Source organism: Georgenia sp. Z1344, from assembly GCF_049856295.1.
GTDB lineage: Bacteria > Actinomycetota > Actinomycetes > Actinomycetales > Actinomycetaceae > JB111.
This window is the reverse complement of sequence record NZ_JBNDMZ010000007.1, coordinates 1-26673: the sequence shown is the minus strand read 5'-3', so window position 1 is coordinate 26673 and position 26673 is coordinate 1. Positions and strand designations below refer to the sequence as shown.

18 protein-coding genes are annotated in these 26673 nt (G+C 74.8%); 5 read left to right on the top strand and 13 right to left on the bottom strand.

What is annotated here, in order from left to right; translation table 11 throughout:
• Positions 1 to 331 precede the first annotated feature (331 nt).
• Positions 332 to 1132 (bottom strand): hypothetical protein, encoded by an 801-nt coding sequence (locus ACPYO6_RS08840; protein WP_425714490.1) that lies wholly within the window; start codon positions 1130 to 1132, stop codon positions 332 to 334.
• On the bottom strand, positions 1129 to 1731 hold the full coding sequence (locus tag ACPYO6_RS08835) for an OsmC family protein (RefSeq protein ID WP_425714489.1): 603 nt from the start codon (positions 1729 to 1731) through the stop codon (positions 1129 to 1131). Before ACPYO6_RS08835 ends, ACPYO6_RS08840 begins: the two co-directional genes overlap by 4 nt.
• A gap of 83 nt (positions 1732 to 1814) precedes the next feature.
• On the opposite strand from ACPYO6_RS08835, the gene ACPYO6_RS08830 reads away from it, so the two are divergent.
• Positions 1815 to 3257, top strand: coding sequence for a glucose-6-phosphate dehydrogenase (locus ACPYO6_RS08830; RefSeq protein WP_425714488.1), 1443 nt, complete (start codon positions 1815 to 1817; stop codon positions 3255 to 3257).
• Entirely contained in the window at positions 3254 to 6697 is a 3444-nt protein-coding gene (locus tag ACPYO6_RS08825; RefSeq protein ID WP_425714487.1) for a bifunctional proline dehydrogenase/L-glutamate gamma-semialdehyde dehydrogenase, read from the top strand. The genes ACPYO6_RS08830 and ACPYO6_RS08825 overlap by 4 nt, the downstream gene beginning before the upstream one ends.
• 123 nt (positions 6698 to 6820) lie before the next feature.
• On the opposite strand, the gene ACPYO6_RS08820 is transcribed toward ACPYO6_RS08825, so the two are convergent.
• Positions 6821 to 7336, bottom strand: coding sequence for a DUF2505 domain-containing protein (locus ACPYO6_RS08820; protein WP_425714486.1), 516 nt, complete (start codon positions 7334 to 7336; stop codon positions 6821 to 6823).
• A gap of 145 nt (positions 7337 to 7481) precedes the next feature.
• On the opposite strand from ACPYO6_RS08820, the gene ACPYO6_RS08815 reads away from it, so the two are divergent.
• A complete protein-coding gene (locus ACPYO6_RS08815) occupies positions 7482 to 8981 on the top strand; it encodes a sensor histidine kinase (RefSeq protein ID WP_425714485.1) in 1500 nt (499 codons plus the stop codon).
• 30 nt (positions 8982 to 9011) lie between these two features.
• Here the strand turns inward: ACPYO6_RS08815 and ACPYO6_RS08810 are convergent, their stop codons facing one another.
• The gene (locus ACPYO6_RS08810) at positions 9012 to 9260 is read right to left on the bottom strand and encodes a WhiB family transcriptional regulator (RefSeq protein ID WP_425714484.1); all 249 of its coding nucleotides are present in this window, start codon (positions 9258 to 9260) and stop codon (positions 9012 to 9014) included.
• Positions 9261 to 9501: 241 nt separating this feature from the next.
• Between ACPYO6_RS08810 and ACPYO6_RS08805 the strand changes: the two genes are divergently transcribed.
• Positions 9502 to 9900, top strand: a complete 399-nt coding sequence (locus ACPYO6_RS08805; RefSeq protein WP_425714483.1) for a hypothetical protein — start codon at positions 9502 to 9504, stop codon at positions 9898 to 9900.
• A 243-nt stretch (positions 9901 to 10143) separates the two neighbouring features.
• Here ACPYO6_RS08805 and ACPYO6_RS08800 read toward each other — a convergent pair whose 3' ends face one another.
• The 8 genes from ACPYO6_RS08800 to ACPYO6_RS08765 all read right to left on the bottom strand — a co-directional run bounded on the left by ACPYO6_RS08800 (position 10144) and on the right by ACPYO6_RS08765 (position 22175).
• Positions 10144 to 13557: an FtsK/SpoIIIE domain-containing protein gene (locus ACPYO6_RS08800; protein ID WP_425714482.1), complete on the bottom strand. Its 3414-nt coding sequence runs from the start codon at positions 13555 to 13557 to the stop codon at positions 10144 to 10146.
• Positions 13558 to 13745: 188 nt separating this feature from the next.
• On the bottom strand, positions 13746 to 16403 hold the full coding sequence (locus ACPYO6_RS08795) for an FtsX-like permease family protein (RefSeq protein WP_425714663.1): 2658 nt from the start codon (positions 16401 to 16403) through the stop codon (positions 13746 to 13748).
• Positions 16403 to 17218 carry an ABC transporter ATP-binding protein gene (locus tag ACPYO6_RS08790; RefSeq protein WP_425714481.1) on the bottom strand — a complete coding sequence of 272 codons (816 nt, stop codon included), beginning with the start codon at positions 17216 to 17218 and terminating at the stop codon, positions 16403 to 16405. Before ACPYO6_RS08790 ends, ACPYO6_RS08795 begins: the two co-directional genes overlap by 1 nt.
• A gap of 184 nt (positions 17219 to 17402) precedes the next feature.
• Positions 17403 to 18107, bottom strand: a complete 705-nt coding sequence (locus ACPYO6_RS08785) for a response regulator (protein ID WP_425714480.1) — start codon at positions 18105 to 18107, stop codon at positions 17403 to 17405.
• Complete coding sequence (locus tag ACPYO6_RS08780) at positions 18104 to 19561, bottom strand: sensor histidine kinase (protein ID WP_425714479.1); 1458 nt, start codon at positions 19559 to 19561, stop codon at positions 18104 to 18106. Before ACPYO6_RS08780 ends, ACPYO6_RS08785 begins: the two co-directional genes overlap by 4 nt.
• A gap of 136 nt (positions 19562 to 19697) precedes the next feature.
• On the bottom strand, positions 19698 to 20447 hold the full coding sequence (locus ACPYO6_RS08775) for an SOS response-associated peptidase (protein ID WP_425714478.1): 750 nt from the start codon (positions 20445 to 20447) through the stop codon (positions 19698 to 19700).
• Positions 20448 to 20481: 34 nt separating this feature from the next.
• A complete protein-coding gene (locus ACPYO6_RS08770; RefSeq protein WP_425714477.1) occupies positions 20482 to 21723 on the bottom strand; it encodes an RNA polymerase sigma factor in 1242 nt (413 codons plus the stop codon).
• Between the two features lie 14 nt (positions 21724 to 21737).
• On the bottom strand, positions 21738 to 22175 hold the full coding sequence (locus ACPYO6_RS08765; protein ID WP_425714476.1) for a YciI family protein: 438 nt from the start codon (positions 22173 to 22175) through the stop codon (positions 21738 to 21740).
• A 236-nt stretch (positions 22176 to 22411) separates the two neighbouring features.
• Between ACPYO6_RS08765 and ligA the strand changes: the two genes are divergently transcribed.
• Entirely contained in the window at positions 22412 to 25000 is a 2589-nt protein-coding gene (ligA, locus tag ACPYO6_RS08760) for an NAD-dependent DNA ligase LigA (RefSeq protein ID WP_425714475.1), read from the top strand.
• A 65-nt stretch (positions 25001 to 25065) separates the two neighbouring features.
• On the opposite strand, the gene ACPYO6_RS08755 is transcribed toward ligA, so the two are convergent.
• Positions 25066 to 26001 (bottom strand): type IV toxin-antitoxin system AbiEi family antitoxin, encoded by a 936-nt coding sequence (locus tag ACPYO6_RS08755; protein ID WP_425714474.1) that lies wholly within the window; start codon positions 25999 to 26001, stop codon positions 25066 to 25068.
• Between the last annotated feature and the right edge of the window lie 672 nt (positions 26002 to 26673).

Genomic DNA, 26673 nt, shown 5'->3' with positions numbered 1-26673 from the left:
CGTCCCTGAGTGGATGCGGGAAGCAAAGTTGAGTCTCGTTCGCTCAAGGCTGACGGGTGTGCGCGGCGGTGCGGCTGTGCGGAGGCCCGTCGAGGAGTCGGTTCGCCGCCGAAGAGTCGGTGGACGTGTCGAGTGGAGGGGCGGCGGCCGGTGTCTCGGCGCGTTGACAGTCGGCTCGGCGCGTTGACCCATGTCTCGGCGCGTTGACAGTCGGCTCGGCGCGTTGACAGTCGGCTCGGTGCGTTGACCGACTGCTCGGCGGGAGACCGACGGTTCGGTGCGTTGACCGACTGCTCGGCGGGGGAGGGAGAAGGAGCAGGAGCAGGTGCGCTCAGGCGTCGTCGGCGAACCGCTCCGGCGGCGGGCCGAAGGCGGCCTGCGTGCCCTTGACGACGTCACGGCCCAGCGCCCGCGCACCCCGGTAGCCGAGCACCATGCCGATGCCGAACGGCGCGAGTCGGCCCAGCGCGAGCTGCATCCCGCGGTTGGCCCCGGCCTTCGTCAGCTGCCGGGTGAGCGCCCGGTTGACCGACCGCACGCTGCCCGACGAGAGCTGACCGAGCGCGGTGCGGGCCCAGCCGATCCCGCTCAACCCGATCTGCCCGGACACGAGCTTCGAGCCTTCCTCGCCGAGCAGGGCGGACAGCAGGAGCGTGCGGCGCTTCTCGACGTCGTCGACGTGGATGCCGTGCACCTCGGCCACCGCGAGGACGTAGCGGGCGGAGGCGTCGACGAACGCGGCGACCTGGGCGCTCGTCATCCCGACCGCCAGCGCGGTGCCGAGGACCGGGAACGCGGCCGTGGCTCCGACGGCCCCACCGATCCGCGCGACCGACCGCACGTAGTCGCGCTCGAGCTGCTTGAGCAGTCGGCTCGGGCTCTGCCGCCACATCCGCTCTCGCAGCTTGCGCACCTTCGTCCGCGCGCGGCGGCCCTCGACCCGGACCGCGGTGTCGACGAACCGCTTGAACCGCCCGGGCGTGACGACCTCCTCCGTGGTGTCCGTGCCCGACGCCGGTCGGTCACCCTCGTCCGTCACGCTGACGGCCCGGTCGGCACCGGGGGTCTCGTCGTCGGGCGAGGTCGTCGCGGGCAGGTCGGCGTCGTTCGAGGTCCGGTCGGCGGCGCTCATCGCGCGGCCCCGTCGGTCCCGGCGGCCATGCCCGAGGCGGAATCAGCACCCGCGCTGGGGGCGGAGGTGGAACCCGTGCCGGAGGCGGAGTCGCCACCAGCGCCGTCGGCCGCATCGACACCGTCCGCAGCTCCGGAGTCGGTCACCGTCAGCGTCGTCCGGGTGCCGGCCCGCAGCGTGCGCCCCACGGTGCAGTGGCGCTCGATCGCTTTGTCCATCCGCTCGAGGAGCCGTTCGCGCGCGAGCGGCTCGAGGCTCGCCAGGTCGAGGGCGAGGTCGACGTGCAGGTCGGTGTACCGGTTCTCGGCGTCGTCCTTGTCACGTCGGACCCGGGTGACGACCTGCGCGTCCTCGCCGAGGGCGTGGGTGATCCGGTGGTCGGCCGAGAGCGACTCGCAGGCGGCGAGCGCGATCTGGAGGAGCTCGCCGGGCGTGAAGGCGTCCGGGGCGCCGTCGCCGCCGATCCGCACCGAGGCGCCGCGCGAGTTGGTGCCCAGCGCGGTCCGCACGCCGGTGCGGGCGACCGTGAGGTCCGGGTCGTCGGCGGCAGGGGTCGCAGGTGTCGCGGAGGTCGCGGGCGTGCGTGGCTCGGCGGTCATGCCGTCGATCGTGGCACGCGCGGCGCGGACGCGCGCGGCCGAGGGACTGCGCCGCCCGTGCGCGGTGCTCTAGGTTGGGGGGCGTGAACGCCCGCCGCGCAGAAGCCCCAGAGCTCGTCGCCCCCAAGGCAGTCATCATCACCCTCTTCGGGGCGTCCGGTGACCTCGCCCATCGGATGGTGCTCCCCGCGATCGCGGAGATCCGCGTCCGCGGGCTCATGCCGGAGCAGTGGGCGGTCATCGCCTCGGCCCGCGAGCCGCTGACGGACGAGCAGTTCCGCGAGCGCGTCCGCGAGAGCCTGGCGGAGAGCCCGGGCGGACTGCCGGAGGACGTCGACGAGATCCTCACGCACCTGTACTACGCCACCGGACGTTTCGGCCCGGGCGACGAGTCCGAGCTGCCCGAGGTCATCGACGGCATCTACCGGGACATGTGGGCGGCCGCCAACGAGGAGCCCCTCGTCGTGCACTTCCTCGCCGTCCCGCCGAGCGGCTTCCGCTCCGTGACCCGGGGCCTCGCCGAGCACGAGCTCATCACCGAGTCCACCCGCGTGGTGTTCGAGAAGCCCTACGGCACCGACCTCAAGTCCTTCGAGCAGCTCGACCGGGACGTGAAGAAGGTCCTGCGCGAGGAGCAGATCTTCCGCATCGACCACTTCCTCGGCAAGGAGGGCGTGCAGACGATCTACGTGCTCCGGTTCGCCAACCAGCTCTTCGGCTCCGAGTGGGACCGGCACTCGGTCAAGCAGGTGCAGATCGACGTCCCCGAGGACCTCGACGTGGCCGACCGCGTCGACTTCTACGAGCAGACCGGCGCCGCGCTCGACATGCTCGTCACGCACCTCTTCCAGGTCGTCGGCCAGGTGGCGATGGAGCCGCCGTTCGACATCCGCAACCCCGAGCAGATCCTCGTCGAGCGCGAGCGGGCGCTGCGGGCGCTGCGGCTCGACCCCGAGGAGGTCGTGCTCGGCCAGTTCGAGGGGTACCGGGACCTCGAGGGCGTGCCGGACGACTCGACGCAGGACACCTTCGTCGCCGCCCGCGTGTGGGTCGACACCGACCGCTGGCGCGGGGTCCCGTTCCTCCTGCGTACGGGCAAGCGGATGGCGGTCAAGGCCCAGCGGATGACTCTCGTGCTGCGCCGCCCGGACGGCCCGCTGTTCGACGAGGGCCTCGAGCCCAACACGATCGAGGTCAACTTCGCCGGAGCCGGCGCGGTCTCGCTCAACATCACGGTCAAGACCCCCGGCCCCGAGCTCACCTTCTCCTCGGGCCGCGCCCAGCTCGACCTCAACGACGTCCCCCGCAGCGAGGCCCTGAGCCCGTACGCGTCGCTCATCCACGACGTGCTGCTCGGCGACCGGTCCCTGTTCACGACCGCTGACGGGCTCCGCGCCGCGTTCGAGGCGTTCGCCCCGCTGCAGAACGGCGAGCGTCCCGAGCCGCAGCCGTACGCGCCCGGCTCGTGGGGACCCGCCGCGGCCGCCGAGCTCGCCTTCCCGCACCGGTGGATGCTCGGTCAATGACGGAGGGACCCCCGGCCGACGACGCGATCGACCTCGCCCGCAGCTGGGCCGAGGCGAGCGCCGCGGGGGAACGCCCGGAGGAACGGGCCGCGACCCGGCGCCTCGCCGACCTGCTCGCCGACCCGGCGGGCCTCGACCTCGCGGTGCGGTTCGTCGACCGGGTCGCCCGGCCCGAGGACCTGGCCGTCGCGGCGCGTGAGCTGTCCCGCATCGGCTCCGCGTCCGGGGCCACGTTCCTCTCGGGCCTCGACCGGGCGATGCTCGGCGCGGGTGCCCGGGTGGGCCGGCTCGCCCCCTCGGTGGTCGTGCCGCTCGCCCGGCGTCGCCTCCGTCAGCTCGTCGGCCACCTCGTGGTGGACGCCACCGACGCCGCGCTGACGGACCGGCTGCAGCGCGCCGCCCGGGACGGGGAGCGGCTCAACCTCAACCTCCTCGGTGAGGCGGTGCTGGGGGAGACCGAGGCCGCGGACCGCGCGCGCCGCACCCTCGACCTCGTCTCGCGGCCCGACGTCGAGCACGTCTCCGTCAAGGTCTCCACGCTGGTCCCGCAGATCTCGACCTGGGACACCGAGGGCACCGTCGAGCGGGTCGGCGAGCGGCTGCGGCCGATCTACCGCGCCGCCCTCGCGCGCGAGCAGCACGTGTTCGTCAACCTCGACATGGAGGAGTACCGGGACCTCGACCTCACCGTCGAGGCCTTCACGTCGATCCTCGCCGAGGAGGAGTTCACCGCCCTCTCGGCCGGCATCGTCCTCCAGGCCTACCTCCCCGACTCCGCCGCCGCGCTCGACCGCCTCGTCGCGTTCGCCCGCGGCCGCCGGGACGCCGGGGGAGCACCGATCGGGATCCGGCTCGTCAAGGGGGCCAACCTGTCCATGGAGCGCGTCGAGGCCGAGCTGCGCGGGTGGCACCAGGCGCCGTTCACGACGAAGGCCGAGACCGACGCCGCCTACCTGCGCCTGCTCGATCGCGCCTTGCGCCCCGAGAACGTCGGGGCCCTGCGCATCGGCATTGCCTCGCACAACCTCTTCCACGTGGCCCACGCCCACCTGCTCGCTGCCGGGCGCGGGGTCGCGGACATGGTGGACGTCGAGATGCTCCAGGGCATGGCGCCCGCCCAGGCCCGGGCCGTCGCCGCGGACGCGGGCCGCATCGTCCTGTACACGCCGGTCGTCGCCCCGCAGGACATGGACTCCGCGATCGGCTACCTCGTGCGCCGCCTCGAGGAGGCGGCCGCGCCGGAGAACTTCGTCCACGCGTTCGCCTCCGGGGACCCGGGCGAGCTCGAGGCCCAGGAGCGCGACTACGTCGCCGCGGCTGACGCCTCCGCGTCTCCGGCCCCCGCTCCGCGCCGCACCGGGGCACCTGTCCGCTCCGACACCCGGTTCGTCCAGGCCGTCGACACCGACCCGGCGCTCGCGGCCTCCCGCGTCTGGGCCGCCGAGCACCTCGCCGCGCCCCGGCGCGAGCCGTCCTCACCGGCCCCGACGAGCGTCAGCGCCGTCGACGACGCCGTCGCCCGGGCCCTCGAGGCCCGCGCCACGTGGGCGGCGCTCGAGCCGGGCGAACGGGCGGGCGTCCTGCGAGCGGCCGCGGACGACCTCGAGGACCGCCGCGGCGAGCTCGTCGGACAGGCCGCCGCCGAGGCCGGGAAGCTCGTCGACGAGTCCGACCCGGAGGTCTCCGAGGCGGTCGACTTCCTCCGCTACTACGCCGACCGCGCGGAGGACCTCGGCTTGTTCGCCGACCACCTCGACACTGACGGCGCGCGCTTCGAGCCCGACCGGCTCGTCGTCGTCACCCCGCCGTGGAACTTCCCCGTCGCGATCCCCACGGGCGGCACCGCCGCGGCGCTCGCCGCCGGCTCGGCCGTCATCGTCAAGCCCGCGCCGCAGACGCCGGTGCTCGCCGAGATCGTCGTCGACACCCTGCGCACGGCGCTCGAGCGCGGCGGCCTGGACCCCGACGTCGTCCAGTTCCTGCGCGCCCGCGAGAACGAGGTCGGGCAGCGGCTGATCACCCACGAGGACGTCGACCGCGTCGTCCTCACCGGGTCGACCGAGACCGCCCGCCTCTTCGCCGGCTGGCGCGCCGGCCGGCCCGGCGGCCACGGCGTGATCGCCGAGACGTCAGGCAAGAACGCGATGGTGATCACGGCGTCGGCGGACTACGACCTCGCCGTCGCGGACCTCGTGCGCTCGGCGTTCGGGCACACCGGGCAGAAGTGCTCGGCCGCCTCCGTCGCCGTCCTCGTCGGACAGGCCGGCACGAGCGACCGCCTGCGCCGTCAGCTCGTCGACGCCGTGTCCTCCCTGCGCGTCGGGATGCCGGACGACCTCGGCGTGACGACCGGCCCCCTGACCGAGCCCGCATCCGGCCGGCTCCTGCACGCGCTCACCGAGCTCGACGAGGGGCAGAGCTGGCTCGTGCGCCCGCGCCGGCTCGACGGCGAGGGGCGCCTGTGGTCGCCCGGCGTCCTCGACAACGTGGCCCCGGGCTCCCGCGCGCACCTCACCGAGTTCTTCGGCCCAGTCCTCGCTCTCGTGCGCACCGAGACCCTCGACGAGGCCATCGAGGTCGTCAACCGGACCGACTTCGGGCTCACCTCCGGGCTGCACTCCCTCGACCCCGAGGAGATCGAGCGCTGGAGCGACCAGGTCGATGCCGGGAACCTCTACGTCAACCGCCACTGCACGGGCGCGATCGTGCGCCGGCAGCCGTTCGGCGGCTGGAAGGACTCCTCGGTCGGCCCCGGTGCGAAGGCGGGCGGACCGAACTACGTCACCCAGCTCGGGTCGTGGATCGAGGACGGTCTGCCCGCGCGGGCCGCCGAGCCCTCGCCCGAGGTGCGCGCGGCGCTCGCCGACCTCACGGGCATCGTTCCCGTGCAGTCGGAGCGCCGCTGGCTGCGGGCGGCCGTCCGATCGGACGCCTACGTGTGGGAGCACGACCTCGGCCGCGAGCAGGACCCCACCGGCCTCGAGGTCGAGTCGAACGTCCTGCGCTACCGGCAGCTCCCGGTCCTCCACGTGCGGGCGGGGGCCGACGCGCGCACGGTCGACCTCGTCCGCCTCCTGCTCGCGGGGGAGGTCACGGGCACGCTCGTGCGGGTCTCGCTGCACCCCGAGCTGTCGGCGCACCTCAAGTCCTGGGCCACCGAGGGCGAGCCCGCCAGGCGCGCGCTGCGCCGGCTCACCGAGCACGTCGCCGCGGCCGAGGGGGCCGACGCGTTCGTCGGGCGGCTGGCCGGCGGCCGGGGCCGCGTGCGCGTCCTCGGCTCGGAGCGCGAGGAGCTGGCGGACCTGGTGGCCGACGTGCGTTACGACGTGTCGACCGCGCCCGTCCTGGCCACCGGACGCCGCGAGCTGCTGACGATGCTGCGGGAGCAGGCGGTCTCGACGACCCTGCACCGGCTCGGCCACCTGCCCGCAGGCCGCTGACGCCCTCCCCGGTCGGGGCCCGGGCGGCCCACGTCGGCGACGCGCCGGGCGGACGCCGGGGACACGTCCGACGGCGAACGACGACGGCCCTCCCGGGGGGTTCGTCGTCGTCGGCGGAGGGCGTCAGCCCTGCTCGTCCGCCTGCTCCGCGAGGTAGGCGATCCCCACACGGCGCTCGGCCTCGAGGACCGTGTCGACGGCGCCGACGACGGCCGACTCGATCTTGCGGCCGAGCAGCGGGATCGAGCAGGTGACGTCCCCGCGGTAGTCCAGCGCCGTCGAGCCGCCGGCGATCGGCCGGAGCGCCTGGGTGCCGTTGACGCGGGCCGGGACGCCCGAGACGTTGAGCCCGAACTCCGCCGTGCGGCCGCCGTCCGCGCCCGGGGCCGACCACTGCTCCTCGATGCGGACCACGAAGCTGTCACCGACCAGCCCGCGGTAGGTCGCGGGGATGATCGTCGTCGGGATCGTGGCCTCGACGTCGAGCGTGAACGAGCCGTCGTCGCCCGAGGTGATCGACGCCGTGTGGCGGGTCGCGCCGGCGGCCCGCACCCGACGGTCGGTGAAGTCCTTGTCCGCCAGCATCCGGGCGACCTCCTCGGGGGAGGCGGGGAACTCGACGGTGTGGTCGAAGCGCATGCGTGCTCCATCTCTTCCAGGGTCTGGTTCCAGGGTAGGCGCAGCCGGGCCGCGGCACGGATCCGAGTCCGGACCCCGGCGAGCCGCGCGGCGGGGTGCGGGCAGCTGGTCCGCAAGGCGTCCGGCCCGCCGTACGCTGGGGCTCGTGCCGACGCTGTCCAACATCCTCACCGACTCGCACCCGGGCTCCCCGGGGGACGTGGAGTGGCTCCACCAGCTCGTGGGGGACTGGCAGGTCATCGCCGACCTCGCGTTCGCCGACCTCCTGCTGTGGGTGCCCGACGGCGAGGACGGGTTCGTCGTCGCCGCCCACTGCCGCCCGCAGACCGGCGCGACGGTCCACTACGACGACGCGGTCCGGTCCCGTCCGGACCGCCAGCTCGCCGAGCTCGTCCGGCACGCGATGACCGACGGCGGGACCCACACGCGGGAGTTCGTGCGCGACGACGGCCGGCAGGTGCGCACCGTCCTGCAGCCGGTGCACCACGACGGCCGCTACGTGGCCGTCCTCGGCCGCGAGCAGGTCGTCTCGCCCGCGATGATGCGCTCCCGCATCGAGGTCGCCTACATGGAGATGGGCGACGCGCTGGCCGCCATGGTCTCGAGGGGGGAGTTCCCCCAGCCCGGGACGCCGTCGGGCGACCGGCACGGGACCCCGCGGGTCGGCGACGGCGTCATCCGGCTCGACCTCGAGGGGCGCGTGACGTTCGCCAGCCCGAACGCGCTGAGCAACGTCCACCGGCTCGGTCTCATCGGCGACCTCAACGGCGAGGTTCTCGCGGAGGTCCTCACGGACCTGCTCGAGGAGGCCGGCGCGATCGAGGAGACGCTCGCCGTCGTCGTCATGGGCCGGGCCGCCTGGCGGACCGAGGTCGAGGCCGGGCGGGTCATCCTCTCCCTGCGCGCGATCCCGCTCACCGACAACGGCGAGCGGCGGGGGGCGGTGCTGCTGTGCCGGGACGTGTCCGAGATGCGCCGCCGCGAGCAGCAGCTGCTGACCAAGGACGCGACCATCCGGGAGATCCACCACCGGGTGAAGAACAACCTGCAGACCGTGTCCGCGCTCCTGCGGCTCCAGGCCCGGCGCAGCGGGAACGAGGAGACCAGGGAGGCGCTCGGGCAGGCCGAGCGGCGGGTGACGACGATCGCCCTCGTCCACGACACGCTCGCCCAGGGGCTCGACGAGGTGGTCGACTTCGACGACGTGTTCGGCCGCGTGTTCGCGCTCGCCGCGGACGTCGCCGTGCCCGACGCACACGTCACCACCCGGATGGACGGTCGGTTCGGGCTCGTGCCCGCGGACGTGGCCACGGGTCTCGCCGTCGTGCTCACCGAGCTCATCACGAACGCGGTCGAGCACGGCCTGTCCGGCCGTCCGGGGACGGTGGTGGTCCGGGTCGAGCACCACGAGGAGAGCCTCGAGATCTATGTGACCGACGACGGCGTGGGGCTCGCCGAGGGCAAGGTGCTCACCGGCCTGGGCACGCAGATCGTCAAGACCCTCGTGGCCGGGGAGCTCGGCGGCACCATCGAGTGGCGCGGCGGGACCGACGGCGGGACCGAGGTCCACCTGAAGGTGCGGGTCGGCCGGCCGAGGTCGCTGGGATCGGGCCGGACCGACCGGCTGGGTCGCCCGCTGCGGTAGGCGCGGGAGGCGCCGGAGGCGCGGGGGAGGTCAGCCGGCGCGGCGGGCGCGGGCGGTGCGGCGCTTGAGCGCGCGGCGCTCGTCCTCGGAGAGTCCGCCCCAGACGCCGGAGTCCTGGTTGTTCTCCATCGCCCACTTGAGGCAGGTGTCGACCACCGAGCAGGAGGCACAGACCGCCTTCGCCGCCTCGATCTGGACGACGGCCGGGCCCGTGTTCCCGATCGGGAAGAAGAGCTCCGGGTCCTCGGTCAGACATGCGGCTCGGTGACGCCAGTCCACTTGTTCCTCCAAGCACGCACGGCTGCCCGAACCGGTTGTCGGGGGTGTTCGCCGTGCGATGTATGTAGTCGCTGCGAGCACCAACAATCCCACGCGCACCATCGCCCCACAAGGCTCCGTCTCGCGCCTTGCTCAGGTGAGCAGCGTGGGTTTGCTCACAGCATGACGGGCGTCTCCTCCCCGTCCGTACACCCGCCGGACACGTCGTGGTAGCCGACGCTCGACGACCTAGGGTGGCGCCGTGCCGACCCCGACGAGCTCCCCGACCGTCCCGACCTCCGTCCGCATCGTGCAGGTCGTGTGCCTCCTCCAGGCGGTGGCCCTCCTCGTCGTGGCCGGTGGGCTCGTGGTCGACCTCGTCTCGGGCGAGGTGGTCGTGCGCTCGACCGTGGTCATGCTCGGGGTCCTCTACGTCGCGGTGGCGGTCCTCCTCGTGCTCGGTGCCCGTGCGGTGGGGCAGGGGCGGGCCGCGGTGCGCGGCGCGCTGATCACGTGGTGGATCCTCGCGGGTGTCTCGGTGCTGACGATCGGCCTGCCGCTCGCCGGTGCGATCGCCGCGGCGCTCACCTGCCTCGTCGGCGTCGGGGCGATCCTGTGGCCGGCCTCCCGGGCGTTCATGCGCTACCGCCCGGCGCGCTGACCCCGCCTTTCGTCGAGATTGCGGTTGGTGCGCGTCGAGATTGCGGTTCGTGGTCGAGAGTGTGGCTCAGGGCGTCCTTCGTCGAGATTGCGGTTCGTGCATGTCGAGATTGCGGTTGGGTCCCCAACCGCACTCTCGATGAACCCGGTCGGGGTGTCCGTTTCGGTCGAGAGTGCGGCTCGGGGTCGAGAGTGTGGCTCGTGCACGTGGGGGCTCACCCGCACCCTCGACACAGGGGGCGGGTCATCGGCCGTCCGGGTCGAGGGCGCCGTGCACGAGCTGGACCGGCGTCGCGCGGCCGGAACGGACCAGTGCCGCCCGCCCCGGAACTGTTGCTGCGAGTGGATCGGCGCCGTCGCCGAGACCGCCGGGCACGAGCCGGGCCGACAGCGGCAGATCCGGGCGGAGCACCAGGAGCGCGCCAACCGGCCACGTCGACAGCGGCGGGCGGTGCGCGGAGAGCACGGCCAGGGTCGCGGCGGCCGCGACCACCCGCGCGCCGCGCGACGGGAGCGCGGCGACCTCATCGAGCTCGGGGCCGGTGAGTCGGTCGAGGTCGTCGACCACGACGACATCCCCGACGACGACATCCTCCGCGCCGACCGCCGCTGCACCGACGTCAACTGCGTCGACCGTGCCCGCGCCGACCGCCGCTGAGCCGACCGGGCCCGTGCCGCCGCCTGTACGTACCCGGACGACCCGATGACCGGCACGGGTCAGGCGCCCGGCAACGTTCCCCAGCGCGGTCGACCGCCCCGATCCCGCCGGCCCCACCACGAGGAGCGTCCCGCCGGGCGGGAACGGCACGGCCACCGGACCTGCGTCGTCGCCCCCGACGCCGACACACACCTCGGTACCGGCCCGTTCGGCCGCGGTGAGCGCCAGGTCGGTGGCCGTGCGGGGGAGCGGGCGGAGGAGAGGAACGCCTGTCCCTGTCGTCACGCCCCCGACGTCCCCCGCGGGTTCCCCGGGCAGCGCCGGTGCGGCGTCGACGACCTGGACCACCCGCTGACCGGCCGGCCGCACGAGCACCGCCCGACCGGGCACCGCCGCCCCGACCGTCATCGCGCGGTCGACCCCGGCGAGCGTGGCCTCCGTGACGTCGCGCGGGCTGAGCACGAGCCGGGCCCGCCCGACCTCCGCCCACCGGGCCGAGGCGCTCGCCGGCGCCCCGGCGAGCGCAAGATGGTGACCCCGTGCGAGCACCGACCGCAGGGCGACGGGCAGGGCGGCGAGCGACTGGCCGGGCCCGAGCGCGGTGTCGAGACGGTCGAGGAGAAGCTCGACGTCGTCGACGAGCAGCACCTGACCGGGAGTCGAGTCCGCCGACCCGAGCAGCTCGAGCAGCCGGAGCACCAGGCGCGGGTCTCCGGTCGGGGCGATCGTCGCCGTGGCACTACCGGACCCGACCGCGGCCGGCCCGCCCACCACGTGCACGCGCCGACCGGCCGCCCCCGCCGCGGCGCCCAGCGCGCGCAGCGCGGTCGTCCGCCCGGTGCCCGGTCCGCCGAGCACGAGCAGCGCCGACCCGTCCCACTCCCACGGCTCGAGCGTGAGGCGATCCGGCTCGTCGACGAGCGCCGCGGTGGTCGACGAGATCGGCGCCCCGGTCGCGGGGTTGATCCCGCCCGGCCCGATCCGCTCCGGAAGCGCAGGTGCCCAGGGCACGGCGGGTGGCGCCGCGCCGTCGGCGGCCGCCCGGATCGCCGCCACGGCATCGGACGGGAGCCCCGATCCCGCCGGCCCCAGCCAGGACACCTGGACCTCCTCGGGCACCCCGGTGCGTAGCACGGCCCGACCCGGCACGGCGGGGAGCTCGGCGGCCCGCGCGGTCCCGACGACGTCGCGCGAGTCCGCGGCCTCGAGTACCCGCAGGCAGAGCCGCACCGTGATGTTCGCCCGCACGTCCGGCCCGACGATCCCCGACGGGCGCTGCGTGGCGAGCACGAGGTGCAGCCCGAGAGAGCGCCCCTGGGCGGCGAGCCGGACGAGGTCGGCGAGCAGGGCCGGATGATCGTCGGCGAGTGCCCGGAACTCGTCGACGACGACGAGCAGCCGCGGCATCGCGCCCCCGCGCGCGTGCAGGTCGGCGACGTCCTTCGCCCCGGCCTCGGCGAGGACGACCTCCCGGCGGCGCAGCTCGGCGCCGAGCGAGGCGAGTGCCCGGAGCGTGGCGGCGGGCTCGAGGTCGGTGAGGACCGCGGCCACGTGCGGCAGCGGGGCGAGCGGTGTGAACGCGGACCCGCCCTTGTAGTCGACGAGGATCATCGCGAGGTCCGCCGGTGACCGGGTGGCCGCGAGCGCCACGAGCCAGGCGGTGAGCGCCTCGGACTTGCCCGCGCCCGTCGCCCCGGCCACGAGGGCGTGCGGCCCGTCGGCGACGAGGTCGATCGCCACGGGCCCGTGCGCCCCCAGGCCGACGGACGCCCGCAGGCCCGACGACACCGACCAGCGGCGGCGCACCGCGGCCGGTGTGACCGGTCCGAGCAGGTCGGTGAGGAGGACGCTCGTGGGCAGCGCGTCCCCGGCCGCCCCGGACGTCTCGAGCGCCCGGGCGTGCCGCCGCGACCAGGCCGGCGAGACGCCCGCGTGCTCGTCCGCGCCGATGGTCGCGGTGCGCCACGCGGGTGGCCGGCCGTCCGCGACCACGAGGACGAGGTGGCGGCGGTCGCGGGGCGGGTCGGGAGCCCGGTCACCGGGTCCGGCCACCACCACCGACACGTGCCACGGCGCCCCCCGCGGACCCGCACGGGACCCGGCCCCGGCGTCACCGACCGGCCGGCGTGACGACGGCACCACCCACCCGGCGGGCACGTCCGCCGTCGCGGTCGGCTCGTGGGTGAGCACCTGGGCGAGCAGCCAGCGTGCGAGGCGGGCGGCGCCCGGCCCCGTGAGACCGACGGCGTCCCCCGGGTTCACGCGCAGCTCACCCCGACGACGACGCACCCGCGCGGCGCCCGACGCGATCCGCAGGACGAGGACGTCCCCGGGCCCGTCCGTGGGCCGCACCCCGGCGCCCGCGAGGAGCAGGACCTCGGCGGCGCCCGGCCGGGGCGGTACGCGGGCGCCCGGCTCGCGCTCCGACAGCAGCCAGATCCCCACCGCGACCAGCGGGACGGCGAGGATCGCGAACCGCCACGGCCCGGCCGAGGAGCCCATGAGCAGGGGCACCATGACGAGCGGCGCCAGCAGCATCGGCGCGAGCCGGGCGAGCGCGCGCAGGCCCCGGCGGCCACCGGGCGGGAGGACGACCGGCCGCGGCGCGACGAGCCGCCCCGCGCCAACGGTCACGCGCACCGCGCCGGCGCCCGCGAGGAGCACCGATCCGAGGGGGACCGACTCCCAGCGCGCGCCGACCGCGCGCCCACCTCGCCGCTCACCGATCCGTCGACCCGCCCGCCGGGTGCCGTGCCGGGACCCCGGGTCGCGCGCCTCGACCCGGCCGGACCGTGCCCGCAGCTCGAGGTGGTCCCGCGAGAGCCGGGCGTCCCCGAGATCGACCCGGTCCGGACCGCGACCGACCCGGACGGGGGAGGGTCCGACGGCGACGATCCGCCCGACCCCCGGCCCGGAGTCGACCACCGCGAGGCGGTCGGCCGCGAGCACGGCGGACAGGTCCTCCGGGTCCGTCGCGGAGGCAGGGGGCGGCTCGGGCATGCCACCGACGATCCCGCGCGCCGCCGACCGCTCGCCGCGCCCCTGTGGACAGCCGCGCGCGAGGCCGCAGGTCACAGGCGCGGGTGTCCGTGGACCTCCGCGGCCCCACGCGCCCTCCGACGAACCTCCGTGGCCCCGCGCACCGGCCTCACACACCGCCGGCCCGTCCGCCCGTCCGGCCCGACGTCCTACTCCGCCCCGAGCGCCGCCACCGGCGAGACCCCCAGCGCGCTGCGCGCCGGCAGCACGGACGCGACCACGCCCGCGACCAGGGCGACGACGAGCGTGAGCCCGAGCCCGGCCCACGGGACGGCGAGCGTGGCGAGCTCGGTGGCGGCGAGCAGGCACGTGATGCCGACCCATCCGGCCGCGAGCCCGAACGCCGCGCCGACCCCCGTCCCGACCACGGTCAGCAGCACCCCCTCGGTGGCGAGCGCCCCCCGGACCTGACGCCTGGTCATCCCCACGGCCCGCAGCGTCGCGATCTCCCGTCGCCGCTCGACGACCGACAGCGAGAGCGTGTTCGCGACGCCGACGAGCGCGATGACGACCGACACGGCCAGCAGGCCCACGACGACGACGAGCACCCGGTCGATCGCCTCGTCGTACACGAGCCGCTCCTCGCCGGACCCCTCGACCGCGACCGACGCCCCGGCCGTCGCCGTGGCCCGTCCGGCCTCGCGGACGTCGGTGACCACGTCCTCGACGTCCGCCGCGTCGTCGATGCGCGCCCACACCGCAGAGGGAACCGCGTCGGGGAGGAGGGAGCGAACGGCGTGCTCCGTCAGCAGCGGCGAGTCCCCGTGCTGCGTGACGACGACCGTCATCTCCCGCTGCGTGGACTCGTCGAGCTCCCACGTCTGCGGGTCCGGCAGGCCGACGAGCACCGTGTCGCCGCCCTCGACGCCGAGCTCGCGCGCCCGGGACGCCGGCAGCACCACGGACTCGTCCGTCAGCCCCTCGGGCAGCCCGTCCCGCAGGACGTCCTCCGCCTCCGGCGGCACGCCGTAGACGATCGAGCCGATGCCGACCGCTCCCGCGTCGCCGGCGGCAGTGCCCGGGCCGACCTCGATCACGAGGTCGGCGGACGTCACCTGCATCGTCGCGGCCAGCCCGGGAACGGACTCGACCGCCGCGAGCACGTCCTCCTCGAGCGCGACCGGCCCGTCGGAACCGTAGGCGGGGTTGTGGACGGCCACGTCGACGGGGAACCGGGAGGACAGCTCCTGCTCCAACGACGCCCGGACGGACTCGGTCCCCGTCGTCACCCCGGTGACCAGGCCGATCCCGATGACCAGCGCCATCGTCGTCGCGGACGTCCGGCGCGGGTTGCGGGTCGCGTTCGCGGTGGCGAGGCGCACGGTGGCGCGCGCCGGCCCGGGGGAGAGCACGGCCAGGACCGCGCCGAGCACCCGCGCGACGAGCGGGACCACGAACACGAGCCCGACGAGCAGGCCGAGGCCGAGCAGCGCGACGCCGAGCACGAGCAGGCCGATCATCAGCAGGATCGTCGAGTCGGCCGGGGTCCCCTCGCCGAGCTGCGCAGCGACGACGAGCGCCCCGGTCATCGCGGCCACGCCCGCGGCGGCGAGGGCGATCCCCCAGGCCCGACGCGCCGGCGAGCCGCGCAGGAGCGTCGGCGCCTGCGCGGGCCGCATCGCCTCGACGGGCGCGACGGCGCTCGCCCGCCTTGCCGGGGGCAGCGCTGCGAGGACGGTGACGACCGTGCCGACGACGACTGGGAGCGCGATCGTCGTCGGGCTCGGCCCGACCGTCCCGGCGAGTGGGATGCCGAGGTCTCGCCCGGAGTCGCTCCACAGCCGCAGCGCGAGCGCCATGACGCCGAACCCGAGGGCGGCGCCGACGACGCTCGCGACCACGCCGAGCCCGGCCGCCTCGGCGAGCACGGAGGCCCACACCTGCCGCCGCGTCGCCCCGACCGCCCGCAGCATCGCCAGGGTCCGGGCCCGCTGGGCCACGAGCACCTGGAAGGTGTTGGCGATGACGAGACCCGCGACGACGAGGGCGAGGCCGGCGAACAGGAGCGTTGCCATGCCGATGACGTCCCGGAACCCGAAGACCTCCTGCAGGCGGGCGTCGACGTACTCGTCGGCCGTGACCGTCACGGCGTGGTCGCCGCCGGCCCCCGTGCTCCGGGCGACGTCCAGCACCCGGGACGCGACGGCGTCCTCGTCCGCCCCGGGCTGTGTCGACAGGCCGACCGCCCACGCCCCCGTGCCGTCGCTCGCGTGCGCGAGCTCGAACGCGGTCGTCTCGGGCACGTAGATCGTCGTCGTCGGTATGCCGAGGACCGGGCTGAGGTCCTCGGCGATCCCGACGACCTCGACCTCGGTCCCGTCGACCTCGACCGGGTTGCCGTCCGAGTCGACGGTCTGCGCGCCGACCTCGAGCGGGTCCCCGATACCGGCGGCGGCCCAGAGGCTCGCCTCCTCGCTGAGCACGACCTCGTCCTCGGCGGTCGGCCACGTCCCGGCCACGAGGTCGACGGGCGGCTCGGCCCCGGGCTCCGGTGCGGCGGCGAGCGGGAGCCAGGTGGCGGAGTCGCCCGCGCCCACGCCGACCCAGGTCGTGAACGTCGGCGTGGCCTGCGCGACCCCGTCGACCTCCCGCAGGGCCGAGAGGTCCTCGAGGTCCACCTCGACCCCGTTGAGGACGATGTCGGCCTGACCGAGAGCCGCCCGCAGGACCCCGCGGGCGCCGTCGTCGACCGCGCGGCCGGTGAGCAGTGCGAGCGTGAGGAACGCCGACGCGAGCACGATCGCGAGCCCGGCGGCGGCGAGGCGGCCGACCGAGTGCCGTGCCTGCCCCGCGGCGAGCCGCAGCATCACGCCACCTCGTTCTCGGGTCGCAGGGCATCGAGGCCGGCGAGGACGGAGGACGGTGTCGGGTGGTCGATGTCGCCGCGCACGAGGCCGTCGGCGATGAGGACCACGCGGTCGGCGTGCGCGGCGGCGCCGGGGTCGTGGGTGACCATGACGACCGTGCGCCCGAGCTCGCGCACCGAGGTCCGCAGGAGCGCGAGCACCTCGGACCCGGTGCGCAGGTCGAGGTTGCCGGTGGGCTCGTCGGCGAGGACGACGTCGGGCCGGGTGACGAGCGCGCGGGCGATCGCGACGCGCTGCTGCTGCCCGCCGGACAGCTCGGCAGGCCGGTGCGTGAGGCGGTCGCCGAGCCCGAGGACGTCGACCAGCTGGACCAGCCACTCCTCGTTCGCGTCGCGTCCGGCGAGCTCGAGGGGCAGGAGGATGTTCTGCCGCGCCGTGTACATCGGCAGCAGGTTGAACGACTGGAACACGAAGCCCATCCGCTCGCGGCGCAGGAGCGTGAGCGCCGTGTCCCCGAGGGAGGTCAGCGCGGTGTCGCCCAGGTGGACCGTCCCCGACGTCACCGAGTCGAGACCTGCGAGCAGGTGGAGCAGGGTCGACTTTCCCGACCCGGACGGCCCCATGATCGCGGTGAACGACCCCGGCGCGATGTCGAGGTCGACGCCGGCGAGCGCGGTGACGGAGGCGTCCCCGCGACCGTGCACCTTGCGCAGGCCGCGGGCGCGGAGCACCGGGGCGTCGCCGGGGGAGTCGGTGCGCGGGTCGGCACCCGTGTCGTCGGCACCCGTGCGGTCGGGCGTGGTCTCGGCGGTCATGGCGGTCCTTGTCGCTCCGGCGCCGGGCCTGGTCCCGGCGCTGCCCCGACGGTACGAAGGCGGGAGGTGCGTCGTCGTCGGCCCCTCGTCCGGTCCGGGCGTCATCCCGGGGTCGTACGCGCGGGCGGCCGGGTCACCCGGCCCACCTACCGCAGTCCGGCCCGCCTACCTCGCCCCGGCCCACCTACCGACCCGGCGTGACGAGCCCGGTCTCGTAGGCGAGCACCACCGCCTGCACGCGGTCGCGCACGTCGAGCTTGGTGAGGATCCGCCCGACGTGCGTCTTGACGGTCGCCTCGGCGACGAACAGCTCCGCCGCGATCTCCGTGTTCGACCGGCCGCGGGCGATGAGGACGAGCACCTCGCGCTCGCGGTCGGTCAGGGCGTCGAGGACGGCCGGCGGAGTGCGGTCCTCGGCGGGCAGCAGGTCGGCGACGGTCGCGATGAGGCGGCGCGTCGAGCTCGGGGCGATGACCGCGTCGCCCGCGTGCACGGTGCGGATCGCGGCGAGCATGTCCTCCGGCGGGGCGTCCTTGAGGAGGAAGCCGGACGCGCCGGCGCGGATCGCCTGGAGGACGTACTCGTCGAGGTCGAACGTCGTGAGGATGACGACCTTCGGCACCCGTCCTCCGCCGGCCGCGCGCTCGGCGAGGCCCCGCGTGGCCGCGAGCCCGTCGAGGTTCGGCATCCGCACGTCCATGAGGACGACGTCGGCCTCGACGCCGGCGAGCATCCGCAGGGCCTGCGCGCCGTCGCCCGCCTCGCCGACCACCGTCATGTCCGGCTGGGAGCCGATGACGAGCGCGAAGCCCGCGCGAACGAGCTGCTGGTCGTCGACGAGCACGACCCGGATCGGGTCGGCCGCCTCGGGCGGGGGGACAGCGGTCACGCGGGGGTCCTCTCGGTCGGTCCGGCGGGTCCGTGCCCGACGGCGGAGCTCGCCCCGGGCGGTGCACCCGCCTCGGCGAGGGGTCGGGTCGGGGTCGTGGTGTGCTCGGTTCCGGCCGGGCGGCCGGTCTCGGGACCTGCCTCGGAACTCGTCGCGTCGACGGCGGCGCTCGCCGACGCCGCCGCGCCGGGGCGGACCGGCAGCTCGAGGCGGACCCGGAAGCCGCCCCCGGGTCGCGGCCCGGCACGCAGGGTGCCACCGAGCACGGAGGCGCGTTCGCGCATGCCGACCAGGCCCTGCCCCTGGCCGTCGCCGCGGGCGGCGGCGCCCCGCCCGTCGTCGTCGATCTGGAGGGTGAGGCCGTCGTCGGTCCACTGCACGAGCATCGTCACCGCGACTGCCGGGCCCGCGTGCTTGAGCACGTTCGTCAGGGCCTCCTGCGCGATCCGGAAGACCATGAGGCCGGCGCCGGCGGGGAGCGGCCGGGAGGCACCGAGCCGGATGACGGAGACGGCCAGGCCCGAGTCGCGGACCTGGTCGACGAGGCGGTCGAGGTCCTCGTCGACGGGCTGGGGGACGAGCGCGGCGCCGGAGTCGTCGGCGCGCAGGACCCCGAGGATGCTGCGGATGTCGCCGAGGGCCGCGCGGCCGACCTCGCCGATCGTCGTCAGGGCCCGCTCGGCGGCCACGGGGTCGCTCGTGGAGGCGTAGCGGCCGCCGTCGGCCTGGGCGATGACGACGGACAGGGTGTGGGCCACGACGTCGTGCAGCTCGCGCGCGATGCGGGTGCGCTCGTCGGACACGGCGAGCCGGGCGTCGCGGTCCCGCTGCCCCTCGGCGAGCCGCTCGATCTCCTCCGCCCGGGCGCGCTCCTGGATGCCGGTGCGGCGCAGGAGCCCCAGGCCCCAGGCGCCGGCGGCGAGCCCGGCGGCCGCGAGTGTGACGACGAGGAGGGTGGGGCCGCTCCACAGCCGGGGCACGCCGAACGCGACCGCGAGGACCACCGCACCTGCGACGGCCCCGGCCATCGCGAGGCGGTGGCCGAGCACGGTGCCGTGGACGGTGACGGAGTACAGGGAGAGCAGGACGAGGACGTCGACGGGGTGGAAGGGCACGCCGACCACGACGTGGGCGAGCGCGCCGAGGTAGACGACCACCGCCGACGCCTCCGGGGCGACCCGCCGCCATGCCACGGCCGCGCACATCATCAGGGTGTCGAGCCACATGAGGACGAGGCGCGCCTCGTCGCTCAGGGTTCCGAACCCGTACCCGGGGCGGCTCGCGAACCCGAGGACCAGCGAGGCGAACCCGACCCCGAGCGCCGCGAGCACGGCGATGAAAACGTCCCTGTGCCCGGGCCACGGCACCCGGACCATGAGCGCGTCGCGGCCGGGGGCGCGCAGGTCCGGGTCCGCCGACCCGGCCGGCGGCGCAGCCGCGTCGTCCCCACTCATGCGGACGACCCTAGGCATGCGGACGGGCGGGTGCGTCCGTCCGCCGTCGGAGGGGGCCGTCCGTCCCCGGGACTACGCGCCGCCCGGCTGAGGACGGGACCGCGTCACGCCGCCGTCGGGTCACGAAGCAGCCGGCTCAGGACGCGACCGGCTCGACCAACTCGGCAGAGTTGTTGCGCGGCGTGTTGACGTCCCGGGAGACCTCGTGCCATGTGAGGTCCGGGGTGCCCGTGCCGAGCACCGCGAGCGCCTCGGCCGGGTCGGTCACCGTCGGGTCGAGCCAGACGTCGATGTCCGCCGGCTCGAGGATGACGGGCACGCGGTCATGGAGCTCGCGCATCTCGCCCTCGGCGGCGGCGGTGAGGATCGTCGTGGTGCACAACCAGTCGGCGTCGGGCTCATCCTTCGGCCGCCACCACGAGAACAGGCCGGCGAAGGCGATCGGTGCGCCGTCGGACCGGGTGATGAAGTAGGGGGTCTTCGGGCCCTTCCCGGACTCGGGCGCCTGCCACTCGTAGTAGCCGTCGGCGAGGACGAGGCAGCGGTTCTTCTTCAGAGGGGCCTTGAAGGAGGCCTTCTCCGCGACCGTCTCGCTGCGCGCGTTGATCATCTTGTTGCCCACCGACGGGTCCTTCGCCCAGTGCGGGACGAGCCCCCAGCGCGCGACCTCCATGCTGCGCCGCGGGCCCTCCGCCTCGCCGGACCCCTCGTGCCCCGCGATGCGTCCCTCGGCATCGACGAGCCGCTCGACGACGATGAGCACGTCCTGCGTCGGCGCCACGTTCCACGACGGCCGCAGGCTTGCCACCTCCTCGGCCACCTGGGTCACGTCGAAGACGTCGGCCAGGTCCTGGGCCTGCTTGAAGCTCGCGTAGCGCCCGCACATGCGACCAGCGTGCCACGGGGGTCCGACGACGGGGTCACGTCGTCGGCGGGCCGCCCTCGTCGCCCCGGCCGGCGTCGTCGGTGCCGGCGTTCTCCGAGGTGCCCGTGTCCTCCCTGGTACCCGCGACCCGCCCGGTCCCTGCCGCCCGGGCGCGCGCGGCCTCCCGGCGCAGGTGGTCGCGCTCCGGGACGCTGCTCGCGCGCTCGGCCGCCTCGTCGTAGAGCCGGGCGGCCGCCGCGGGCTCGCCCGCCCGGCGTCGGAGGTACGCCTCGGCGGCGGTGCGGCGGGGGAGGTCCGCGTCGATCGCGGCCAGCGCCGCGAGCCCGGCTTGCGGACCGTCGGCCTCGCCCACGGCGATCGCGCGGCCGAGCCGGGCCACGGGGTTGTCGGTGAGGGCCACCAGCTCGTCGTACCACTCGACGATCTGGACCCAGTCGGTCTCCTCGGCGCTCGCGGCGTCGGCGTGCAGCGCGGCGATCGCGGCCTGGGCCTGGTACTCGCCGAGGCGGTCCCGCGCGAGGGCAGACTGCAGGAGCGCGACGCCCTCGGCGATCGCCGCCCCGTCCCAGCGGGACCGGTCCTGCTCGGTGAGGGGGACGAGCCGACCGTCGGGTCCGGTGCGGGTGTCCCGCCGCGCGTGGTGGAGCAGCATGAGCGCGAGCAGCCCGCGCACCTCGGGCTCGTCGCTGACCGCGGCCAGCTGACGCGCGAGCCGGATCGCCTCGGCCGCCAGGTCGACGTCGCCCGCATACCCCTGGTTGAACACGAGGTAGAGGGTGCGCAGGACGGTCGTCACCGACCCGGCCTCGTCGAGCCGCACCTCGGCGACCGTGCGCTTGGCGCGGCTGATGCGCTGCGCCATCGTCGACTCGGGCACGAGGTAGGCCTCGGCGATCTGCCGGGTGGTCAGGTCGCCGAGCGCCCGCAGCGTGAGTGCGACGGCGGAGGACGGCGTGAGCGAGGGGTGCGCGCACAGGAAGTACAGCCACAGCGAGTCGTCGACCCCGGACGCGGGACCGGGGAGCGGCTCGGCGTCGACGACCTCCTCGCGCCGGGACCGCGACACCTCCGACCGCGTGGCGTCGAGGAACGCGCGCCACCCCACCGTGACGAGCCAGGCGCGCGGGTCCCGCGGCGGGTCGTCCGGCCACGTGCGCCACGCCGTGAGGAGCGCCTCCTGCACGGCGTCCTCGGCGGAGGCGAAGTCGGCGCCGCGCCGGACGAGAGCCCGCAGCACGTCGGGGGTGAGCCGTCGCAGCAGGTCCTCGTCCGGCACGTCGTCACCCACGGTCAGCGGGCCTCGCGGGTGATGATCTCCGCCGCCTCGGCGGACGTGACGGCCGGCGCGACGAACGGGCGCAGCTCGAGCCACTCGCCGAGCGGCTCACCGCCCTTCCCGGGCGCCGCCGAGAGCTCGCCGGCCAGCTCGAGGGCCCGCTCGTGGGTCTCGACGTCGACGATCACCCAGCCCGCCACGAGGTCCTTCGTCTCGGCGAACGGGCCGTCGGTGCGCGGCGGGCGCCCCTCGCCGTCGAACCGGACCCACGAGCCCTCGGGGGACAGCGCCTGGCTGTCGACGAGCTCGCCGCTCGCGCGCAGACGCTCGACGTAGGCGTCGCAGTAGGCGAAGTGCGCGTCCATCTCGGCCTCCGTCCACTCGCTGATCGGGGCGGCGTTCGCCGGGGTCGGGGCGCCGCGGTAGTGCTTGAGCATGAGGTACTTGGCCATCTCGGTACTCCTTCTCATCGGTGCGGCCCGGGTCGGCCGCGTCACCCGGGGGACGGAGCCGCCGGCCGGTTCTCGACATCGTCGTGCGGGTGCGTGTCGGCCGGTCGCCGGGCGGGGCGCGGGCGGACCGGGGGTTCGTCGTCGTCGGGCGTGGTCCTGGGTGGTCCTCGTGGAGACCGTGGCACTGCCGGCCGGCCCCGTCCACCCGTGTGGGCGGCCTGCGCAAGGATGTCCCCATGAGCGAGACGGGGACGACGACGCCGGACGCGGACGCGCAGGGCACCGAGCCCGCGAGCGCCGAGGAGCGGCAGCGCTGGACCGAGCTGGTCGAGCAGGTCGAGGCCGCGCGGTGGGCGTACTACATGCGCGACGCGCCGACCCTTGCGGACGCGGAGTACGACGCCGCCTACCGCGAGCTCGAGTCCCTCGAGGCCGCCCGTCCGGACCTGCGCACGCCGGACTCGCCGACCCAGTCGGTCGGCGGCACATACTCCACCGACTTCGCCGCCGTCACCCACGCCGAGCGCCTGTACTCCCTCGAGGACGTCTTCTCGCTCGAGGAGCTCGCCGAGTGGTTCGCCCGCATCGGCGCCGAGGTGAGCGACGCGACCGGCGCGGAGGCCGACGAGGCGCCCGACGTCCCCGTCACCTGCGAGGTCAAGGTCGACGGGCTCGCCGTCAACCTCACCTACGAGGCCGGCCGGCTCGTGCGCGCCGCCACCCGCGGGGACGGCGTGACCGGCGAGGACGTCACCCTCAACGTGCGCACGCTCGAGACCGTGCCGCAGGTGCTGACCGGCGGGCCGCACCCGGCGAGCATGGAGGTCCGCGGCGAGGTGTTCTTCCCCGTCGCCGCGTTCGCCGAGCTCAACGCCGCCCTCGTCGAGTCCGGCAAGGCGCCGTTCGCCAACCCGCGCAACTCGGCGGCCGGGTCGCTGCGGCAGAAGGACCCGCGGGTGACGGCGTCGCGGCCGCTCGACTTCCTCGCCCACGGGGTTGGGGCGGTCGTGCCGGGGGACGACTTCGAGAACCCGACGACGCAGCACGGCTTCTACGAGCTCCTCGCCTCCTGGGGGCTGCCGGTCTCGGAGGCGACGCAGCTGCTCTCCGGCCGCTCGGCGGTCGAGCGGTACATCGCCGAGCGCGGCGCGGCCCGGCACGAGGGCGCCCACGAGATCGACGGCGTGGTGGTCAAGGTGGACGACCGCGCGCTTCAGCGCCGCCTCGGCCACACCTCGCGGGTCCCGCGCTGGGCGGTGGCCTACAAGTTCCCGCCCGAGGAGGTGACGACGAAGCTGCTCGACATCCGCGTCAACGTGGGCCGCACCGGTCGAGTGACCCCCTACGCGGTGATGGAGCCCGTGCTCGTGGCGGGCTCGACGGTGGCGATGGCGACCCTGCACAACGCCTCCGAGGTGGCGCGCAAGGGTGTGCTCATCGGGGACACCGTGGTGCTGCGCAAGGCCGGCGACGTCATCCCCGAGGTGGTGGCGCCGGTGGTCGACCTGCGGGACGGGAGCGAGGTCGAGTTCGTCATGCCGGCGCAGTGCCCGAGCTGCGGGACGCGCCTCGCGCCGGCGAAGGAGGCCGACGTCGACCTGCGCTGCCCCAACTCCCGCTCGTGCCCGGCGCAGCTGACCGAGCGGGTCGAGCACGTCGGCTCGCGGGGTGCGTTCGACATCGAGGCGCTCGGGTACGAGACGGCGCTCGCGCTGACCAACCCCGACGCCACGCGGGAGCCGGACGCACCGGGCGGGCCCACGGGCGGGCGGGAGCCGGCGCTCGCCGCCGTCGCCGCGGGGTTCGCGCTCGTGACCGAGGCCGGTGAGGTGACGTCCGCCGAGGACGTGCCGCCGCCGCAGGAGCCCGTGCTCGCCAACGAGGCGGGCCTGTTCGACCTCACCGCCGACGACCTGCGCGACGTGTTCGCCTACCGGCCCGAGCTCGCACGCGACGAGGAGTCCGGGAGCTCCGCGTTCGTGCCGACGGGGAACTGGGTGCTGCGCCGCGTGTTCTGGACGCAGCGGCAGGTCAAGCGCTTCAAGACCAAGGACGACGAGGTGGTCGAGCCGCGCCCGTCCGGCACCACCGAGAAGCTGATCGCCGGACTCGCCGAGGCGAAGGACAAGGACCTCTGGCGGGTGATCGTCGCCCTGTCGATCCGGCACGTCGGCCCGACGGCGGCGCGTGCCCTGGCCACCGAGATGGGCTCGCTCGAGGCGATCTTCTCCGCCCCGCTGGAGCGGCTCGCCGAGGTCGACGGCGTGGGGCCGACGATCGCGCAGTCCGTGCTCGCCTGGTACCACGGCGGCGTCGTTGCGCGTGCGGACGACGACTCCTCTGACGTCGAGAGTGCGGCTCAGGGTGTGGATGGCGACGCTGCTGTGGTCGAGAGTGCGGATGAGGGCGCGGCTGACGCCCCCTCCGTGGTCGAGAGTGCGGGTGAGGGGGACGATGTCGGCAGCGACGACGTCGACAGCGTGGACGCCGCCTGGCACCGCGAGATCGTCGAGCGGTGGCGGGCCGCCGGCGTGCGGACCGAGCAGCAGGTCGACGAGTCGGCGCCCCGCACTCTCGAGGGTGTGACGGTGGTGGTCACCGGGTCGCTCGAGGGGTTCACGCGGGACTCGGCGAAGGAGGCGATCCTCGCGCGCGGCGGCAAGGCGTCAGGCTCGGTCTCGAAGAAGACGCACGTGGTGGTGGCCGGGGAGAACGCGGGCTCGAAGGAGACGAAGGCGCGCGAGCTCGGCGTCCCGGTGCTCGACGAGGCCGGCTTCGTCACGCTTCTCGAGGGCGGCCTCGACGCAGCCCTCCCACCCGCCTGACCCTTCCCTGGTCGAGAGTGCGGGTCAGCAAATGCACGCTCACCTTCATTGGTCGAGAGTGCGGTTCAGTGGACCGGGCGTCGGCCCGGCGAGCGTTGGCGGCGAGCTCGCCGGCGCGCGGTCGGCATCAGTTCGAGGACGGGTTCGCGCGCGACGAACTCCTCTGTGCCGACCGCGCTCGCCAGCGTGGTCACGACCTCGATCGGATGTCCGACCTGTATCGCACGGAAACGCACGATCTCGTGACCGGCCGCCAGGAGATCCTGTTCGCGAGCCTCCTGGCGCGCGAGTACGTCCGCGACCTCGTCGTCGTCGCCCGAGTACTTGATCTCCCCATCGAACTCGATGAGCAGCCAGCGCGGACTGCCGTCCGGCAGTGTGCCGATCCTGAGCGCGAGGTCCACGAAGTACACCTTCTCGCCGCACCAGATCTCGAGCTGTGGCACGACGTCGCGGCGGCCCCAGGTGAGGATGATCCAACGGACGACGGACTCGAAGGCGGACTCGGACCAGGGGCTCGACCACTCGATCACGGCGCGGGCGCGGAGCTTTCCACGAGTGCCCCGGGGTAGTCGGTCGATCTCGGCCAGCAGGGCACGGCGCTCCTGCCGGGCCTCGGCCTCGACCCGCACACGGTCGCATCGATCGGCGCTGCTGACGATCGCGAGATGATGATCGACGACGACAAGTGCCTCCTGCGCGGCAGTGAAGCGAGCGGCATCGAGTACGGTCCGCCGAGGTGTCGTCACCGGGAGACCATGAACGGTCGTGAGCTCGTCGGTCGAGTGCGCGAATCGATGACGTTCGACGTCGACCGCGCTTTCAGTAGCCCGTCCCTGGCTGATGAGGACGTGTACCCGGTCGGGGATGCTGAGCGTTCGGAGACCGTGCAGGATGGCGGCCGAGCTCAGCGTGAACGCGTGCGGCGTCGACAGCTTGTGGTGCACAGCGACGATCCTGGCCCGGTGCTCGAGACGAGCCCGTTCCGCGCGCTCGGTCATCTCTGGTACTGCCGCGACCGCACCGCGGCGCAACCTCACCGGCGCCGGACGCGGGAGCGGTGCGGTTGCCGGGTCGTCCGCGGGCGTGCTTGGCGCGAGGGTGGGAGTGCCCGAGCGCGGTGACGGGGAGAGCTGGACCGTCCCGTCGTTCGTCCGTGCCCAGACATGTGGGAGCGGCGGGGGCTGCCATCCAGGAAGTTCCATGCGAAGACTCTCCCGACAGTGAGGGCCCCTCAGGGTGTCGGGGACCCTGGCCTGTGGGTAAGTCGGTCAGCACCGTGCCTGTGGTGCGCGCGTGCGTGCCCGACACGCCACCTCACCCGCACTCTCGACACGTGGAAGCGCGGCTCAACCGCACTCTCGACACATGGGGACGTCGCTAAGCCGCAATCTCGACGACGACCAACCGCTGTGAGTGTGGGGGTGGCTGGTCTGGGACTGGCTGGCAGGGTGGTGGTTGGTCGTTCCGCTCGTGGGTGTGACTCGGCGAACCGCAGACCCCTTGTTGGGGGTGTCTGGAGATTGATCTGTCCGCCCATGGGTGGGGTGGCCGGCACCGTCCTGGCCCATCTCGGAGACCTGATCAGAAGGTTGTCCGCCACTGGTGTGGCGTGACTCGTCACAGTGTTGTCCCGAGGTGACTCCTACCCAGAACGGCACCGGCCACCAGCG

Excerpts from the sequence above, each read along its gene's own strand:
- ACPYO6_RS08820 (WP_425714486.1), bottom strand. The coding sequence starts at position 7,336 with ATGCGCTTCGACCACACCGTCGAGTTCCCCGCCTCCCCCGAGGAGGTC.
- ACPYO6_RS08775 (WP_425714478.1), bottom strand. The coding sequence starts at position 20,447 with ATGTGCGGGCGCTACGCGAGCTTCAAGCAGGCCCAGGACCTGGCCGAC.
- ACPYO6_RS08825 (WP_425714487.1), top strand. The coding sequence starts at position 3,254 with ATGACGGAGGGACCCCCGGCCGACGACGCGATCGACCTCGCCCGCAGC.
- ACPYO6_RS08780 (WP_425714479.1), bottom strand. The coding sequence starts at position 19,561 with ATGAGTGGGGACGACGCGGCTGCGCCGCCGGCCGGGTCGGCGGACCCG.
- ACPYO6_RS08800 (WP_425714482.1), bottom strand. The coding sequence starts at position 13,557 with ATGCCCGAGCCGCCCCCTGCCTCCGCGACGGACCCGGAGGACCTGTCC.
- ACPYO6_RS08795 (WP_425714663.1), bottom strand. The coding sequence starts at position 16,403 with ATGCTGCGGCTCGCCGCGGGGCAGGCACGGCACTCGGTCGGCCGCCTC.
- ACPYO6_RS08765 (WP_425714476.1), bottom strand. The coding sequence starts at position 22,175 with ATGGCCAAGTACCTCATGCTCAAGCACTACCGCGGCGCCCCGACCCCG.
- ACPYO6_RS08755 (WP_425714474.1), bottom strand. The coding sequence starts at position 26,001 with ATGACCGAGCGCGCGGAACGGGCTCGTCTCGAGCACCGGGCCAGGATC.
- ACPYO6_RS08790 (WP_425714481.1), bottom strand. The coding sequence starts at position 17,218 with ATGACCGCCGAGACCACGCCCGACCGCACGGGTGCCGACGACACGGGT.
- ligA (WP_425714475.1), top strand. The coding sequence starts at position 22,412 with ATGAGCGAGACGGGGACGACGACGCCGGACGCGGACGCGCAGGGCACC.
- ACPYO6_RS08840 (WP_425714490.1), bottom strand. The coding sequence starts at position 1,132 with ATGAGCGCCGCCGACCGGACCTCGAACGACGCCGACCTGCCCGCGACG.
- ACPYO6_RS08835 (WP_425714489.1), bottom strand. The coding sequence starts at position 1,731 with ATGACCGCCGAGCCACGCACGCCCGCGACCTCCGCGACACCTGCGACC.